Genomic DNA, 14,021 nt, shown 5'->3' on the forward strand with positions numbered 1-14,021 from the left:
TTACTCTTTAACTTCAATATCTGTCTTTAATTTGTTCATAAACTTATTAGATTTTAAGTATTCATTAAGTATTATGTTATATTGGACAGGGATATATTTATCGTCGAATTGTACAGCTAATAATACAATATCTTTTCTATTTGCCATAGAGTCTGCACGGATACTTTTACCTAAAAGTGTAATTAGACCGTAATCCTTATTTGAAAATTCAACTTTAATAACTTTGTTGTTTAAAAATTTTGCATTCCCAGCTAAAAGAAATTTCATACCATGGAATGAGAGATCTCGAATAATCGCTTGTCTAGGGATATTATCAATTATCAATTTAATAGCTGTAGAATTTAGTCCAAGTTTTGAAAAATTATTTTTATCAACAATTATTCTCTCTTCAGACCTTTCAGAAGCAATTCTTTTAGCCTCTAGTAATCTACCCAAAATTGTTATTAAAGCTTCGGGTGGCTTACTAATATATTCAAAATGAATAATGTATAGGTTTTGTTCCGGTTTATATGGAGTAATATCTATTGTTCTGCACTTAATAAAGAAAAATAGTGAATCATTCTTCTTCTCTTCATTTTTTAAGGCAAATCTAAGATTTATATTAGTTTCTGTTTTTATAATTTCAATTATGGATTTTGGAACACTAGCAATGATTTTAGCTTTAGTCATTGAGGATGAATAGATTATACACGGCCTTTGAATATCTTTAAATTTAAAATAGATATGCTTAGGTTGTAACCCTAATAATGATGCGATACTCTTTGTGAAAATAACTTCTTCATTTTGATAATTTTTATAAAAATTATCAATGTCTTGTTTTGTTAGTAATCCCATATATGGTTAATATTAATGATATTAAAATGGGTAGTCAACTGCTAAGTTTTAAAAAAAAGAATTTACCCAAAATGCCGTCCAGCGATTTATTCTCTTGAACTCATTTGTTCAAGTGGGCTTCCTATTTAAACATCCTGTTTCACCATAAAGGCTAACAATTCAGTTTTAAAGAGTAGGAATCCCGTAGTTTTGTTTTGTAGAAAGAGAATATCACTGCACAAACGAGCATCCCAGGCACTTACTATTCTAATGCTTCATTTAGGTTTTGTACAAGCCTTTCAATGTGATTTTCTAATAAAATTGATGTGTTGTTTTGAGATTTCATAATTTCATCTACTAAAAATAGTGAAGTAAGAATTGAACACTTTAAAGGATCTTTAATTTTTAATTTTGATTGTGTATTGTTGGTTTTTTCTTTTAAAATAGAGATGATTTGCTCCATATATTCCCTGTTTTCTTTTGATTTAAAAGAAATAACAGTGTCTAATATATCTATATGGAACAAATCATCATTCATTAAAAGATTTCTAGCATTGGGATTGAATAATCACTACTTTTTTTCTTAGTAGTTCCACTTGTTGTATCTTCTACAACTGTATCTTCTACAACTGTATCTTCTACAACTGTATCTTCTACAACTGTATCTTCTACAACTGTATCTTCTACTTCTGTATCTTCTACTTCTGTATCTTCTACTTCTGTATCTTCTACTTCTGTATCTTCTACTTCTGTATCTTCTACTTCTGTATCTTCTACTTCTGTATCTTCAACTTCTGTATCTTCAACTTCTGTATCTTCAACTTCTGTATCTTCAACTTCTGTATCTTCAACTTCTGTATCTTCAACTTCTGTATCTTCAACTTCTGTATCTTCAACTTCTGTATCTTCTACTTCTGTATCTTTTACTTCTGTATCTTTTACTTCTGTATCTTCTACAACTGTGTTTATTTCATCTTCATCTGTATAGTCTTTTTCTTTAGAAGGAAAGGACTCTTCCGTAGTGTTGTCTTCTTGTTTAGAATGATCGTTTTCTACAATATTTTCATTAACGATTGCTGATTCTTCCCTAAGTGACAGCTCTTCGAAAGATTTCTCTTCTTCATTTTCCACAATTTCAAGGTTATCTAATTTAGAAATAGCATCTATTAGACCTAACTCAATTTTAGTTTGACCATCTTCAAGGGATAAAATCATTGTTTCAAGGTCAGTAACTTTATTTTCATAGTTAGAAAGAGTGGATCGCAATTGGGCGTTTTCCTCTCTTAAAGTACTTATTAAACTAACAGCCTGCTTAATCTTAGCATCCAGTTGTTGTACCTGTTCAAGAGTTATCATTTATTAAGCTCCTATTGCTTTTTTTGCTTCAGCTACAATTGCACTGAATGCTTTTGGGTCTTCAATTGCTAAGTTAGATAAAGCTTTTCTATCTAAAGCGATTTCAGCTTTTTTCAATCCGTTTATGAATCTGGAATAATTCAATCCTTCAGCTCTTGTTGCCGCTGAAATTCTAGAAATCCAAAGTCTTCTAAACTCTCTTTTCTTTACTTTTCTGTCTCTGTAGGCATACTTACCTGCTTTAGCTACAGCATCTTTTGCTGTTCTAACACAGTTTTTTCTTCGTCCCCAGTAACCTTTTGCTAATTTTAGAACTTTCTTTCTTCGATCTTTTCTTCTAGTCCCATCAACTGCTCTTGGCATTCTTTTCTCCTAATCTTAACCGTATGGTAAAAGTCTTTTAATTCTTGGTACTTCACATTCACTAACTACAGCCATGTGTCGTAATCTTCTTTTTCTTTTCGCGGATTTCTTTGTAAGAATATGACGAGTACCCATGGATTTGTACTTAACTTTTCCACTTCCTGTCATTTTGTATCTTTTAGCCGCGCTTTTTCTTGTTTTCATTTTAGGCATTGGTGATACATCCTTTATAATTTATTTTTTTACTTTAGGACTTAATATCATAGACATAGTTCGACCTTCCATCGTCGCTCTTTTATCTAAGATATAACAGTCTTCAAGTAATACAAGCACTTTATCTAAAACTACTTTCCCTAATTCAGTATGAGCTAACTCTCGTCCTCTGAATCTGATAGTAACTTTAACCTTATTTCCTTCATCTAGAAAAGTTTTTACATGTTTAGTTTTAAAATCTAAGTCATGCTTTTCTATTTTAGGTTGCATTCTAACTTCTTTTAATTTTACAATTTTTTGATTTTTTTTAGCTTCACGTTTTCGTTTTTCTAAATCAAACTTATATTTACCATAATTCAGAATCTTACAAGCAGGCGGGTTAGCTTGAGGTGCTACTTCAACTAGATCTAATCCAGCCTCTTGTGCAATCGATAGAGCTTCTGCTATTGAAACTACGCCTCTTTGCTCTCCCTCGTGATCTACTAATCTAACTTCTCTTACCCGAATTTGTTCATTGATTCTTAATTCTTTTTGTGCCAAACCTTCTCCTTTAGGATTCCTAAAAATATGTTATATAAAATAATAGTTTTACTTATCCTCGAAAATATATCATTTCATAAGAATATAGTCAAACTTAAAGATATAAAATATGACAATTAAAATAACTAATTATTGTAAATTTTTTCTTTTAATGATATTTTTCAATAATGTTGATTTTTGCAATTATTAGTATACCTACTTTATTTGTTATCTTAGAACCTAGTATAACTTATAAAAAAATAACAGTATTTTTTTGGGGAATAGTACTCTCTTCTATTCTGTGTCTACTTACATGGTCATTAAGTACTTTTTATCAGTTTGAAAGCGATAGTATCTTAAAAACTTTTACACGTATAATTTTTGTCGATTTTATACCGCTTTTTGTTTTATTTTTATATATACTGTTTGTTAGAATAAGTAAGAAGGATGTTAAAAAAGTATCGATGTCTTTCATTTATGGTTTTTTATATTGGAGTTTAATTTTCTCTTTAATAATAGATTTTAAGATTTATTATAATATTTCAATAATTTTAAAACCTATATTCTATGGGGGCATTGTAGTTGTTTTAAGCTTTTTAAGTTGCATTAAATTTGTTAAGTGGGATTATTTGGTTAAAAATATCAGTTATGTATTAATACCGTTTATAATAATGCTTTTTAATCTAATTGCTTCTAGGTCTATACTTCTATCTTTTATACCTTTAATAATACTGTATTCATTTATTATTGTCGTTAAATGGAATATGTTTGGTTTCAAAAATCGAATCATTTTAAATGAAAAATAGCATATATATTTTCTTCTTTTTAATAACTCTTGTTTCATGCGATTCATTTAAAGATAATATTATAGTTCTTGATGATTATTTTGTTAATTTCAATAATATTAATAATAGCAGTTTTGATCATATTATCAATGTAGGAGAGCCCCTAGATTTAAATATTTTTACTAATTTCAGTAGAGTTGTTCTCTCTCCTTTAGTATATAAGTTTTATAATAATGAGTTTAATAGTTTAGATGCTGAGATTATCGTTTTAGATACTAATTTTAATAATCTTAAAAAGGTGCCCAATGTAAAGGGAGTAGTATTAGATAATACAGTTGCATATAATGATATTTTCAAGATTTTTAATAATAATATTTCAGTAATAATGAATTTGAATGATGAACTAGAGTCTAATATATCTAAAAATTTAAAAAATTTAGGAGCTGAGAATAATCTTTTAATTATAGATTCTTCTATTACAAAAAATAAAATTAATAATTTTATTAAAACAAATATCCAAAATACGGATCTATGGATTATAGATAGTTACAGGTATAATAATTATGCATATGAGTTGTTAAAACACAAAAAAATAGTAATTAGAAATGGTGATAAATTAAGATTAAGCAATAATAATATCGTATATTCAATAGAAACTGATTATAATTATTTTTTAAAGCATATAAATAATACGCCCAACCGTAAAATAATATCAAAACTAAAAAAATATTGATTTATTAAACTTTCTTGGCGATAATAAAATTGATATAATGTTTGACAATAGATTCCTAAAGAAATATAATTTCAAGGAATAATTGAGTATTTACTAAGTAAGGAGTTCTAGATGAGACAAAAAGGTCTGTTTATACTGGCTTTATTATTAATTATGCCTATTACAGTCTTTGCTGATAGCTTAATAACTAAAGAAGCAATAGTTGTTGAGTCATTTGATGGTGAAGGTTTAACTAATAATGGTGCAACAGGAAATCCAGTAATATGGAAAGCGAATGGTAGTAAATTTTCTACAGAAGGATATCCAAAAGCAGCATATGCAAATGCTTTCCCAGAAGATTTATTTGGAAAGTATCCTGAGAATGCAGCAGATTTAAATAGCTTTGCTGTATTAGGAAGCTTTACAAGAAAAGGATATAACTATATTGAAATTATTCCAGGAGAAGGTAATGGTGATGAATGGCGTGCAGAACCTTTAATGCTTCCTGGTAAGGTTGAATATTTTGATCTATGGTTTTGGGGGTCTAATTTCGACTATACGTTGGAAGTGCATGTAGTTGACTTTCAAGGAATAATTCATGTTATAGAGATGGGTTCTGTTAAGCACATTGGTTGGAAGCATTTATATGTAAAGATTCCTACAAGTATTAAACAGACTAAACAATACTTACCATTTTTTGAAGGTTTAAAGTTAACTAAATTAGTAGTAAGAACTGATCCTGATGAAAAAGTTGATCTATTCTATATGTATATTGATCAGCTAAAAGTTTTGACAGATACACATGTTAATAGTTTTGATGGTGAAGATCTAACCTCTAAAGATAAAATTGAAGAGATATGGGGAGGTTCTTCTGATGTTCAAGAGTAGTAAAAAAGTTTTATTTACAATCATTGCATTATTTATTTGTACATTACATGGTTATACTCAGGAAGGTGTTTCTGAGCCAGATCCAGGTTTAATTGGTATAGAATCAGCTCAGCAGAGCCTTAGAGAAGTTTCTATTTCTAAATTTGAAGATGCAGCTTTTTGGTATGGAAAAATTGGTGCTGATGATGGTATTATTAGTGTTAGAGATAAAGCTGGTTCTCCTTCTGAAAAAGAAGCTATAGAGGGTGAACAAGAGACAGGTATTAATGAAGTAGATGAGAAAGTTTTAGGTGTTAGAGTAGATTTTTTTAGAAGAGGAATGGTTGATTTTTATATAAATCCAATTAGACCTTTACCTATAGAGGGTATAACTAAAACTGTCTCAATGTGGGTTGTTGGTAGAAATACTCGTCATACACTTAAGCTTATCATTAAGGATCACTTTGGTAATTATGCCGAGTTAACTATGGGTGATTTAAATTTCTCTGGTTGGAAAAAAATGGTTGTAGCAATACCACCAAATATAGTTCAAAGAGATTACCATTACAATGATAAAATGGGTATACAAATAATTGGTTTTAAAGTTGAATGTGACTTAGAAGAGACTTATGGTAAGTATTATTTATATTTTGATGATTTAAGAGCTGTAACTGATCTTTTTGCTGAGCAAAATAGAGATGCAGATGATATAAATGATGCTTGGTAATATTATTTGAGTATCGAATCCTGAACAATTCAGGATTTTTTATTAAGAGTATCGAATCCTGAACAATTCAGGATTTTTTATTAAGAGTATCGAATCCTGAACAATTCAGGATTTTTTATTAAGAGTATCGAATCCTGAACAATTCAGGATTTTTTATTAAGAGTATCGAATCCTGAACAATTCAGGATTTTTTATTAAGAGTATCGAATCCTGAACAATTCAGGATTTTTTATTAAGAGTATCGAATCCTGAACAATTCAGGATTTTTTTTGTTATAAATAAATTAGCTAAAAACTATATCAAGACAGATATTGTAAAATGGTGTAGAAGATATATCATCATAGTATTCATTTATATAAAAGTCGATTTGTGACTGTCTTAGATTCAATCTTGACTGATAAACAAGGAAAAGATCGTTATATAGTTCTTCATTATAACTATTGTCAATCTTTTGACTTAATAATTTAGAGATAGATACAATATCTATAACATTCTGAAATTGTGAATGTGATGAAATATTAAGATGGTTTTCAACACTATCAATAAGAAGTTGAGGAAATTCCCATGAATGAAGAACACCTGCTCCAACTTTGTGGTTATTAATACCAAACTCTTCCATCTCAACATCAATTAGTCTTCTTTTGTGTGATTTCATTTTATTTAAAACATTTTTATAGTTTTCATCAGAAAAATTAAAAAGAATAGCTTGTCCAATATTGTGAAGTAATCCTGCTGTAAAAATATCATCCTCTATTACACTTTTACCTGTATCACAAGCGATAGATTTAGCTATAAAAGCGGTATTTATGGCCTCAGACCAGAATTTTTTATAAAAAATATCCTTTTTATTGTTAATTATCTCAGAGCCTGCAATTAAAAGACATATGGTTTTTACTTTTTTCAGTCCTATTAGTGTAATTGCATCTTTTATTGAATTAATTTCTCTTTGTCTGGAATAGAAAGATGAGTTTGCTATTTTTAGCATACGACTAGTTAGGTATGGGTCCACTATAAGAATCTTTTCAATCTCCTTAGAAGATATATTTACATTACTAGGTATTGCTAAGATGTCTGATACGACCTTTGGTATTATTGGTAAATCAAAAATATATTTATTGTATATACTTGTCATAATTCCTCTTCAAGTTTAAAAATTGCTTTAATATTATTAGTTACCAACTCTTTTAAGTGAAAATCTGTTGTATTTAATTTTTCTGAAACAAAGTTATAACTGTGTATTATATTAAGTGGGGTATTTAATTTTCCTCGTAATGGAGTAGGGGATAAGTAGGGTGAGTCTGTTTCTAATAATAAGTGATCCAGTGGAACATATTTTAGACTCTCTTGTAAATCATGATTTTTTTTATATGTAACATTACCGGCATAGGAAATGTAGAAACCAAGATCTATAAACTCTTCAACCTCTTTTTTCCCCTCTGAGAAGCAGTGTATTATGCCTCTTAATTTGCCTTTGTACTTTTTTAATATAGATATCATATCTTCAGTAGCATTCCTATTATGGATGATTATAGGTAGATCGTGTTTTATTGCTAATTCAATATGAGATATAAAAAAATCTCGTTGTATACTTTTATCTACTGTATCCCAGTAATAATCTAGGCCGGTTTCTCCAATTGCTACCACGCTATTCTTATTAAGTTCACTCTGAACTTTTTTCATTCTCTCTACTAAATTTCCACCAGCAGAGTTTGGGTGTATTCCAACACTGTGGTATATTTTATTGTATTTAGAAGAGTAAAAAGTCCTATCTTTAAAGTTTAATTCATCTACTCCAATATCTATTAAATACTGACCTCCATTACTAAACCAGTTATCAAAGATGTTTTCTAGATCTAATCCCTTCTCTTTCATCTCTAGTATATGAAAATGTGAGTCACTTATATTTTCTATATTCATAATAAGTTCTATATAATCATAAATTAGTATAAAAATGAAGTAAGAAAGGTGATAATAGATTATTAAAAAAAATATTTTTGTATCTCTATTGACCAACCTTAATCATTTATATATTATCATCATTGTTACGCCGAAGTGGTGAAATTGGTAGACACAAGGGATTTAAAATCCCTCGGGCTTCGGCCTGTACCGGTTCAAGTCCGGTCTTCGGTATTTTAACTTTGTTATCTTACCAAGAACAAGTTATGCGTAACATTTTGCCGAAGTGGTGAAATTGGTAGACACAAGGGATTTAAAATCCCTCGGGCTTCGGCCTGTACCGGTTCAAGTCCGGTCTTCGGTATTAGGGGCTGTTGCAAAAGTCATTATGACTTTCAACAGCCTTTTTTTATTTATAAACGTGATTTTCAGTAGTTTTCAAAATAAAAGGGACCACAAAGTAGTCCCAACGTGCTAAAATTTGGTTGTTGACATCAAAAAGGAGCACGTAAATGTATATTACAGACTTTTCCAATCATAAACAATCATATTTAGACTTAAATATTTCTATTCCATTAAAAGTAACAGATCATGAAGCGGCACTAATGCTTATGTTACAGGGTCTAGATTATAGTAAATTTGAAAAACCTAAGAAAAAGTCTGGACGACCTCCTGCTGTGGATAGTTATACAATGATGCTGATACTTCTATATGCTCGAACACAGGGAAAGTATAGCTCTCGTGATACCGAGAAGTTATGCAAGAGAGATCTCTTTCTATTAAAAGTTCTTGATGGTAAAAAAGCTCCTGACCATTCAACCATAGATAGATTCATACAACAGCACTCAGATGCAATAGACAACCTTTTTTATCAGCAAATTAATCGTCTCGGATCTTTGGGAGAATTAACAAAAAATATAGTTTTCCAAGATGGAACCAAAATTGAGTCCAAAGCTAACAGATATACATTTATTTGGAAAAAATCTATTAAAAAGAACCTTCCTAAACTAATAAATCATATAGAAGAAATAATACATGAATCTGTAAACTTATATCCAATAGAATTAGAGAATAGTTCTCCCGAAGATGCTCTAAAAAGTATAATAGAGTATTTAATGGGAACTACTGATAACCTGAAGCCAAATAAAACAGGACGTGGTCATCGGATTACAGCGGAACAGAGAATATTTAGAGATACTAACATATATTTAAAGAAATTAGAGGATTATAAGAGTCAACTAGATGCTATGCCCGAGCGAAATAGTATGAGTAAAACTGATCCCGATGCTACTTTTATGAGGATGAAAGAGGACCATATGCGGAATGGACAATTGAAACCTGCATATAATCTTTAGGTTCTAGTTGATGGAGGTTATATTGTTGGAAACTACGCTAGTTCAGACAGAACTGATTACGCAACAATGATTCCAGCTATCGACCACATGCATGAAAGAATAGATTGGAAGTATAAAAAATATTGTGCTGATAGTGGGTATGATTGTCAGCACAACCATGAGGCATTGGAAAAAAGGGACATTGAGTCATATATAAAGCCAATGAAATATGAACACTCAAAAAAGAGGAAAGTAAAATCAGACATTGGGCTAAAGGATAATATGACCTATGATAAGGACAATGATTGTTTCATCTGTTCTAGAGGTAAAAAGTTAGTTCTAAAACATCTGAAAGTTAAGAAGGATAAGTATGGTAATGAGCAAGTTACGCATGTATACAGATGTAAACGAGGGTGTAAAAGTTGCCTTGTAAAATCTGCCTGTATGAAAAAAAGTAAAGCAAAATATAAACAGGTACAGATAAATCATACTCTTGCAGAGTTTCAGAGAAAATCTACTGAAAGGATTTCTAGTCCCTTAGGTAAAGAGATAAGGGTTAACAGAAGTATTCAAGCTGAAGGAGCTTTTGCACAGATAAAAAATAACTGGTCATTTAAAAGGTTCTTAAGAAAAGGGATTAAAGGTATACATACAGATTGGAATCTGATGTGTATGTCTATGAATATTATTCACTTGGGTTATAGACTAGCAAGAAATGAACTTGGTATCCCATTTTACCATACCCTTGAAAATTCCGCTTAGACTTTAGAGTTGATAACTATTATAAGTCGTCTCATTTTATTTGGTATTACAATCTAACTTTAAATTAAAAAGCTGTTAGAAGAGGATTTTCTTCCGTTTTTATACAATTTTTATCATAATTTATATTCTTTATGTTTATAAACAAAAAAGACTGTTACAAAATATTACTTTTGCAACAGCCCCTTTTTTTTCAAAAATATTTTTAAGAATAATGTAGTTTATAATAGTTTTAGCCGAACATGAAGTAAAGAAAAGAAAGGTGATCAATTGTTAAAAAATATATTATTATTTTATTTATTACAATCTCAATATTTACTATATCCACCCAGGAGACACATATAGTTCAAAGTGGGGAAACTCTTTATCAAATAAGTAAAAAGTATAACATTAGTGTAGACGACATTATAACTCTAAATTCCATTAGTGATATTAGTAATTTATCTATAGGCACAGTTTTAAAGTTGAATGAAGAAGATAAAAAAAGGGATAAAATATCAGCAAAGAACTATATTGTAAAAAAAGGTGATACTCTTTTTAGTATTTCTAGAAATTTTAACCTACCACTTTCCCTCTTAATGGAGTATAATAATTTAAATGCTGGTGATATTATTACGTTAGGCCAAGTATTAAATGTAAGTAAAACCTTTGAGGATGAACCCGTTAAAATTGATAATAGCGGTATTGATGTTGTTAAAACAGCAAGTCCAAGTAGTTTTGCTCCCTATTGGCCTATAAATGGTAATATTACAAAGTATTCTGGTAGAATCCAAGGAGTACAAATAGAGGGCTCTTCTGGAGACTATATTCAGGCTGTATCCTCAGGAAGAGTTATTTGGTACGACTCTTTTAAAGGGATTGGGAAAGTTGTTCTTATAGAAGGTGATAATGGTTTTGATTATCTTTATGGGGCAAAGGATGATTTAAATGTTCATCTAGGTGTTAAGATTAGTGCTGGAGAGAAAATAGGGAGGTTAAAAGAAGAAAATTCTAGTATCATTTTTTCTGTTTTTAAAAATGGAAAACCATTAAATGATATATCCAAAGCACCAAGATAATGTAGAAATTATCATTTATTTATTATTATTAGTTAAAAAAGGATTATTATGACAAAAAGAAAAATTATAAATAGTGAGGTTGCTCAAAATTTCGAGCCAGATTCTTTGGCTATATACTTAAAAAATATTTCTCAATATAAATTATTAAATATTAGTGATGAAATAGAGTTAAGTGAAAGAATGGATTACATTAAAAATCAGTTAAAACAATTAGATGATCTTCTAGATAAGGAAGAACTAACATTTAAAGATCATTATGATAGAAAAAAAATATATGAATATGAATTAGATGCAATAAAAGAAAAAATGATACAAGCAAATTTAAGACTTGTTGTTTCTATTGCTAAGAAGTACCAGCATAGAGGGTTATCCCTATTGGATCTGATAAATGAGGGTAATATAGGCCTTATAGAGGCTGTAGATCGGTTTGATTTCACCAAAGGATGTAGATTCTCTACTTATGGTACATGGTGGATTAGACAGGCTGTTATTAAATCTATAGCAGATAAAGGTAGGGTTATTAGAATCCCTATTCATATGCTTAATACTATAAAAAAATGTTATTTTGTTACTAAACACTTAACCCAGGAGTTTCAAAGAGACCCTACTCCTGAGGAGATAAGCGATTACCTTAATATATCTCCAGATAAAGTAAAAGAAATATTAAGTCTTTCCCAAGAGACTGCTTCCCTAGACTCTACTGTAGATGATGATAATGCTACTAAACTGTCTGATTTAATTAAGGATACTACAACATTAGAACCCTTTGATGCTGTATTTAAGTCTTCATTAAAAGATAGAATTACGCAGGTTTTAGAAGAACTTTCGGATCGGGAGAAGAAAATAATTCAATTACGATTTGGTCTAAATGGAGAAGAAGCTTTAACTCTAGAAGAAACTGGACATATTATGGGTATTACAAGAGAAAGAGTTAGACAAATTCAGGAAAAAGCTAAAAGCAAATTAAGACATATAAAAATAATAAAGGATTTCGAAGAATTACGTTAAAAAGAATTTTAGTAAAACCTACTTTTATAATCTCTATATTGCTATTTGTATCTTGTGTTACAAATAGCAATAAGATTGATCACTATATTGGAACAACTGGAGCTCGTTATGGAATTACTCCATTCCCTGATTCTAATAAGTGGTACTCCTATTTAGGGGATTTGAATCGGGATTTAGGCAAAAAAAAGAATTATTCTATTCTATGGAGTGTCGGTACTTATCGTTTTAATGGTATACAGATGAACTTCCCTGGAGAGGGTGATGATAATCTCTTTTATGATGAAATTGATTATAATTCAAAATATTTAGATTTCTTTAGCAAAAAGAAAGTTAATACCTACCTACTAATTGAAGTACAAAGTTTAGAGATAGATAGAGCTATTAAATCTACCCTAGAGTATTATAAGAAATTCTCAACTGTAAAAGGTATTTGTATAGATTTTGACTTTTTTTCATCGGAACTAATAGAAGATGAGCAAATAGAGTCATGGCTAAAATCTATAAAGGAAATTAATAAAAATTTTAATCTAATAATTAAACACTGGGATATAAATAGAGTTGAAGCATATAAAAACGATTCTGTTTTATACTTACAAAGTTTAGAGGATGTAAACAGTTTAGAAGAAGTAAAGATAAGAAATCTTCTTTGGTCCAAGAAATACTATCCATCAGCTGTGGGTGTTGAAATTGGCTATATAGATAGTAACTTTTGGAGTGAGTATAGTGAACCTATTAAGTATATATATAACGAATTAAATAGTAACTCTATAAGTAATACATCCATTTTCTGGAGTGAGTCATCACTAAAGAAAATTGTAGATTAAAGATGTTCTAAGAGTAGCTTGTCCGAATCAGCAAAATTATCACCAAGTTTTTTTATCTCATCAATTGTAAAGTAATCAAACTTATCATGCTCATTATACTTAATATTGTCACTTTTTAGATCTATATAAAAAGCATAAAGTTTGAATTTGTGTCCATTTGTTGAAAAGTCCTTCATTACAATAAACTTATTAACTTCAATTTCAACATCTAACTCCTCTAAAAACTCCCTTTTTAAAGCATCTTCTAGGGACTCTTTAGACTCTACTTTTCCTCCAGGGAATTCCCATTTTCCACCAATTGATCCTCCAGGTTTTCTTTTGCCCAGAAGGAACTTTTGGTCTTTTTTTATTATACCAGCTACTGATTTTGGCATTCTATAATAACTCGATTGATGGTGCTATAAAGTGTAAAACACTAATAATAATAGCGGCAAAACCAAGTACAACCCGATATTTAAGAAAACTTTTTTTGAAAAACCTAATCATTGATGAGTCTGATTTTTCTTCGTGGGCTATGTATTCAATAAAAAGAGTAACCCCCGAGATTATTGATATTAACGCAGGAATAAAATCTCCTAGAATTATCATATTTCCTGTATACCTCAAGAATAGAGCTAAAATTCCAACAATTGTACCAATACAACCTATAGTTACTTGTATTATCTCAGACTCTATAAGCTGATAAACAAGAGTAAAATTGTCAAATTTCTTATTTAAAAAATCTTTTGCTAAAATTATTCCCATTAAAAAATTACCAAGAACAACCAAAAAATATATTTGAACCACT

Annotated in this window: 18 protein-coding genes, 2 tRNA genes, 1 other RNA gene and 1 pseudogene; 10 read left to right on the forward strand and 12 right to left on the reverse strand. The window is 29.7% G+C overall.

What is annotated here, in order from left to right; translation table 11 throughout:
• The 8 genes from EW093_RS13945 to EW093_RS17370 form a co-directional block, all read right to left on the reverse strand.
• Nucleotides 1–834: a PilZN3 domain-containing protein gene (locus tag EW093_RS13945; RefSeq protein ID WP_149568992.1), complete on the reverse strand. Its 834-nt coding sequence runs from the start codon at nucleotides 832–834 to the stop codon at nucleotides 1–3.
• Nucleotides 835–893: 59 nt separating this feature from the next.
• A non-coding RNA gene (ssrS, locus tag EW093_RS13950) (6S RNA) lies at nucleotides 894–1,074 on the reverse strand.
• 1 nt (nucleotide 1,075) lies between these two features.
• Complete coding sequence (locus EW093_RS13955; RefSeq protein ID WP_149568993.1) at nucleotides 1,076–1,351, reverse strand: cell division protein ZapA; 276 nt, start codon at nucleotides 1,349–1,351, stop codon at nucleotides 1,076–1,078.
• The gene (gene zapB / locus EW093_RS17715; protein ID WP_246745040.1) at nucleotides 1,351–2,169 is read right to left on the reverse strand and encodes a cell division protein ZapB; all 819 of its coding nucleotides are present in this window, start codon (nucleotides 2,167–2,169) and stop codon (nucleotides 1,351–1,353) included. The genes EW093_RS13955 and zapB overlap by 1 nt, the downstream gene beginning before the upstream one ends.
• Before the next feature lie 3 nt (nucleotides 2,170–2,172).
• On the reverse strand, nucleotides 2,173–2,532 hold the full coding sequence (gene rplT, locus EW093_RS13970; protein ID WP_149568994.1) for a 50S ribosomal protein L20: 360 nt from the start codon (nucleotides 2,530–2,532) through the stop codon (nucleotides 2,173–2,175).
• Nucleotides 2,533–2,547: 15 nt separating this feature from the next.
• Nucleotides 2,548–2,745 carry a 50S ribosomal protein L35 gene (gene rpmI / locus EW093_RS13975; protein ID WP_149568995.1) on the reverse strand — a complete coding sequence of 66 codons (198 nt, stop codon included), beginning with the start codon at nucleotides 2,743–2,745 and terminating at the stop codon, nucleotides 2,548–2,550.
• 21 nt (nucleotides 2,746–2,766) lie between these two features.
• Nucleotides 2,767–3,285 (reverse strand): translation initiation factor IF-3, encoded by a 519-nt coding sequence (gene infC, locus EW093_RS13980; RefSeq protein ID WP_149568996.1) that lies wholly within the window; start codon nucleotides 3,283–3,285, stop codon nucleotides 2,767–2,769.
• A 625-nt stretch (nucleotides 3,286–3,910) separates the two neighbouring features.
• Entirely contained in the window at nucleotides 3,911–4,054 is a 144-nt protein-coding gene (locus tag EW093_RS17370) for a hypothetical protein (protein ID WP_187759721.1), read from the reverse strand.
• A gap of 5 nt (nucleotides 4,055–4,059) precedes the next feature.
• On the opposite strand from EW093_RS17370, the gene EW093_RS13985 reads away from it, so the two are divergent.
• The 3 genes from EW093_RS13985 (at nucleotide 4,060) to EW093_RS13995 (ending at nucleotide 6,355) form a co-directional block, all read left to right on the forward strand.
• Nucleotides 4,060–4,782, forward strand: coding sequence for a hypothetical protein (locus tag EW093_RS13985; protein WP_149568997.1), 723 nt, complete (start codon nucleotides 4,060–4,062; stop codon nucleotides 4,780–4,782).
• A gap of 111 nt (nucleotides 4,783–4,893) precedes the next feature.
• Nucleotides 4,894–5,649, forward strand: a complete 756-nt coding sequence (locus EW093_RS13990; protein WP_149568998.1) for a flagellar filament outer layer protein FlaA — start codon at nucleotides 4,894–4,896, stop codon at nucleotides 5,647–5,649.
• Complete coding sequence (locus tag EW093_RS13995) at nucleotides 5,636–6,355, forward strand: flagellar filament outer layer protein FlaA (RefSeq protein WP_149568999.1); 720 nt, start codon at nucleotides 5,636–5,638, stop codon at nucleotides 6,353–6,355. Before EW093_RS13990 ends, EW093_RS13995 begins: the two co-directional genes overlap by 14 nt.
• A gap of 283 nt (nucleotides 6,356–6,638) precedes the next feature.
• Here the strand turns inward: EW093_RS13995 and EW093_RS14000 are convergent, their stop codons facing one another.
• Together EW093_RS14000 and EW093_RS14005 are read right to left on the reverse strand one after the other, a co-directional pair.
• Complete coding sequence (locus tag EW093_RS14000) at nucleotides 6,639–7,487, reverse strand: HDOD domain-containing protein (protein ID WP_149569000.1); 849 nt, start codon at nucleotides 7,485–7,487, stop codon at nucleotides 6,639–6,641.
• Nucleotides 7,484–8,272 (reverse strand): TatD family hydrolase, encoded by a 789-nt coding sequence (locus tag EW093_RS14005; protein WP_149569001.1) that lies wholly within the window; start codon nucleotides 8,270–8,272, stop codon nucleotides 7,484–7,486. Before EW093_RS14005 ends, EW093_RS14000 begins: the two co-directional genes overlap by 4 nt.
• 129 nt (nucleotides 8,273–8,401) lie before the next feature.
• Here EW093_RS14005 and EW093_RS14010 point away from each other — a divergent pair.
• From EW093_RS14010 to EW093_RS14040, 7 genes and pseudogenes are all read left to right on the forward strand, one after another.
• Nucleotides 8,402–8,485 (forward strand) — tRNA-Leu (locus tag EW093_RS14010).
• 46 nt (nucleotides 8,486–8,531) lie between these two features.
• Nucleotides 8,532–8,615, forward strand: a tRNA-Leu gene (locus EW093_RS14015).
• A 247-nt stretch (nucleotides 8,616–8,862) separates the two neighbouring features.
• Nucleotides 8,863–9,078 (forward strand): annotated as a pseudogene (locus EW093_RS18140) (transposase); the annotation flags it as partial.
• Nucleotides 9,079–9,672: 594 nt separating this feature from the next.
• Nucleotides 9,673–10,347 (forward strand): transposase, encoded by a 675-nt coding sequence (locus EW093_RS14025; protein ID WP_149569003.1) that lies wholly within the window; start codon nucleotides 9,673–9,675, stop codon nucleotides 10,345–10,347.
• Between the two features lie 461 nt (nucleotides 10,348–10,808).
• Nucleotides 10,809–11,402 (forward strand): peptidoglycan DD-metalloendopeptidase family protein, encoded by a 594-nt coding sequence (locus EW093_RS14030; protein WP_149569004.1) that lies wholly within the window; start codon nucleotides 10,809–10,811, stop codon nucleotides 11,400–11,402.
• Nucleotides 11,403–11,450: 48 nt separating this feature from the next.
• Nucleotides 11,451–12,410 carry a sigma-70 family RNA polymerase sigma factor gene (locus tag EW093_RS14035; protein ID WP_149569005.1) on the forward strand — a complete coding sequence of 320 codons (960 nt, stop codon included), beginning with the start codon at nucleotides 11,451–11,453 and terminating at the stop codon, nucleotides 12,408–12,410.
• A 38-nt stretch (nucleotides 12,411–12,448) separates the two neighbouring features.
• Nucleotides 12,449–13,234: a hypothetical protein gene (locus EW093_RS14040; RefSeq protein ID WP_149569006.1), complete on the forward strand. Its 786-nt coding sequence runs from the start codon at nucleotides 12,449–12,451 to the stop codon at nucleotides 13,232–13,234.
• On the opposite strand, the gene EW093_RS14045 is transcribed toward EW093_RS14040, so the two are convergent.
• Both EW093_RS14045 and EW093_RS14050 read right to left on the reverse strand, forming a co-directional pair.
• Nucleotides 13,231–13,608 carry a (deoxy)nucleoside triphosphate pyrophosphohydrolase gene (locus EW093_RS14045; protein WP_149569007.1) on the reverse strand — a complete coding sequence of 126 codons (378 nt, stop codon included), beginning with the start codon at nucleotides 13,606–13,608 and terminating at the stop codon, nucleotides 13,231–13,233. The two genes, EW093_RS14040 and EW093_RS14045, sit on opposite strands and share 4 nt — an antisense overlap.
• 1 nt (nucleotide 13,609) lies before the next feature.
• A complete protein-coding gene (locus EW093_RS14050; protein WP_149569008.1) occupies nucleotides 13,610–14,020 on the reverse strand; it encodes a hypothetical protein in 411 nt (136 codons plus the stop codon).
• Between the last annotated feature and the right edge of the window lies 1 nt (nucleotide 14,021).

The organism is Thiospirochaeta perfilievii (genome assembly GCF_008329945.1).
In the GTDB taxonomy this organism is placed as follows: domain Bacteria; phylum Spirochaetota; class Spirochaetia; order DSM-2461; family DSM-2461; genus Thiospirochaeta; species Thiospirochaeta perfilievii.

Bases quoted from the DNA above. Each gene is read 5' to 3' on its own strand.
- EW093_RS13945 (WP_149568992.1), bottom strand. From the start codon at position 834: ATGGGATTACTAACAAAACAAGACATTGATAATTTTTATAAAAATTAT.
- EW093_RS13955 (WP_149568993.1), bottom strand. From the start codon at position 1,351: ATGAATGATGATTTGTTCCATATAGATATATTAGACACTGTTATTTCT.
- zapB (WP_246745040.1), bottom strand. From the start codon at position 2,169: ATGATAACTCTTGAACAGGTACAACAACTGGATGCTAAGATTAAGCAG.
- rplT (WP_149568994.1), bottom strand. From the start codon at position 2,532: ATGCCAAGAGCAGTTGATGGGACTAGAAGAAAAGATCGAAGAAAGAAA.
- rpmI (WP_149568995.1), bottom strand. From the start codon at position 2,745: ATGCCTAAAATGAAAACAAGAAAAAGCGCGGCTAAAAGATACAAAATG.
- EW093_RS17370 (WP_187759721.1), bottom strand. From the start codon at position 4,054: ATGATTCGATTTTTGAAACCAAACATATTCCATTTAACGACAATAATA.
- EW093_RS13985 (WP_149568997.1), top strand. From the start codon at position 4,060: ATGAAAAATAGCATATATATTTTCTTCTTTTTAATAACTCTTGTTTCA.
- EW093_RS13990 (WP_149568998.1), top strand. From the start codon at position 4,894: ATGAGACAAAAAGGTCTGTTTATACTGGCTTTATTATTAATTATGCCT.
- EW093_RS13995 (WP_149568999.1), top strand. From the start codon at position 5,636: ATGTTCAAGAGTAGTAAAAAAGTTTTATTTACAATCATTGCATTATTT.
- EW093_RS14000 (WP_149569000.1), bottom strand. From the start codon at position 7,487: ATGACAAGTATATACAATAAATATATTTTTGATTTACCAATAATACCA.
- EW093_RS14005 (WP_149569001.1), bottom strand. From the start codon at position 8,272: ATGAATATAGAAAATATAAGTGACTCACATTTTCATATACTAGAGATG.
- EW093_RS14025 (WP_149569003.1), top strand. From the start codon at position 9,673: ATGATTCCAGCTATCGACCACATGCATGAAAGAATAGATTGGAAGTAT.
- EW093_RS14035 (WP_149569005.1), top strand. From the start codon at position 11,451: ATGACAAAAAGAAAAATTATAAATAGTGAGGTTGCTCAAAATTTCGAG.
- EW093_RS14045 (WP_149569007.1), bottom strand. From the start codon at position 13,608: ATGCCAAAATCAGTAGCTGGTATAATAAAAAAAGACCAAAAGTTCCTT.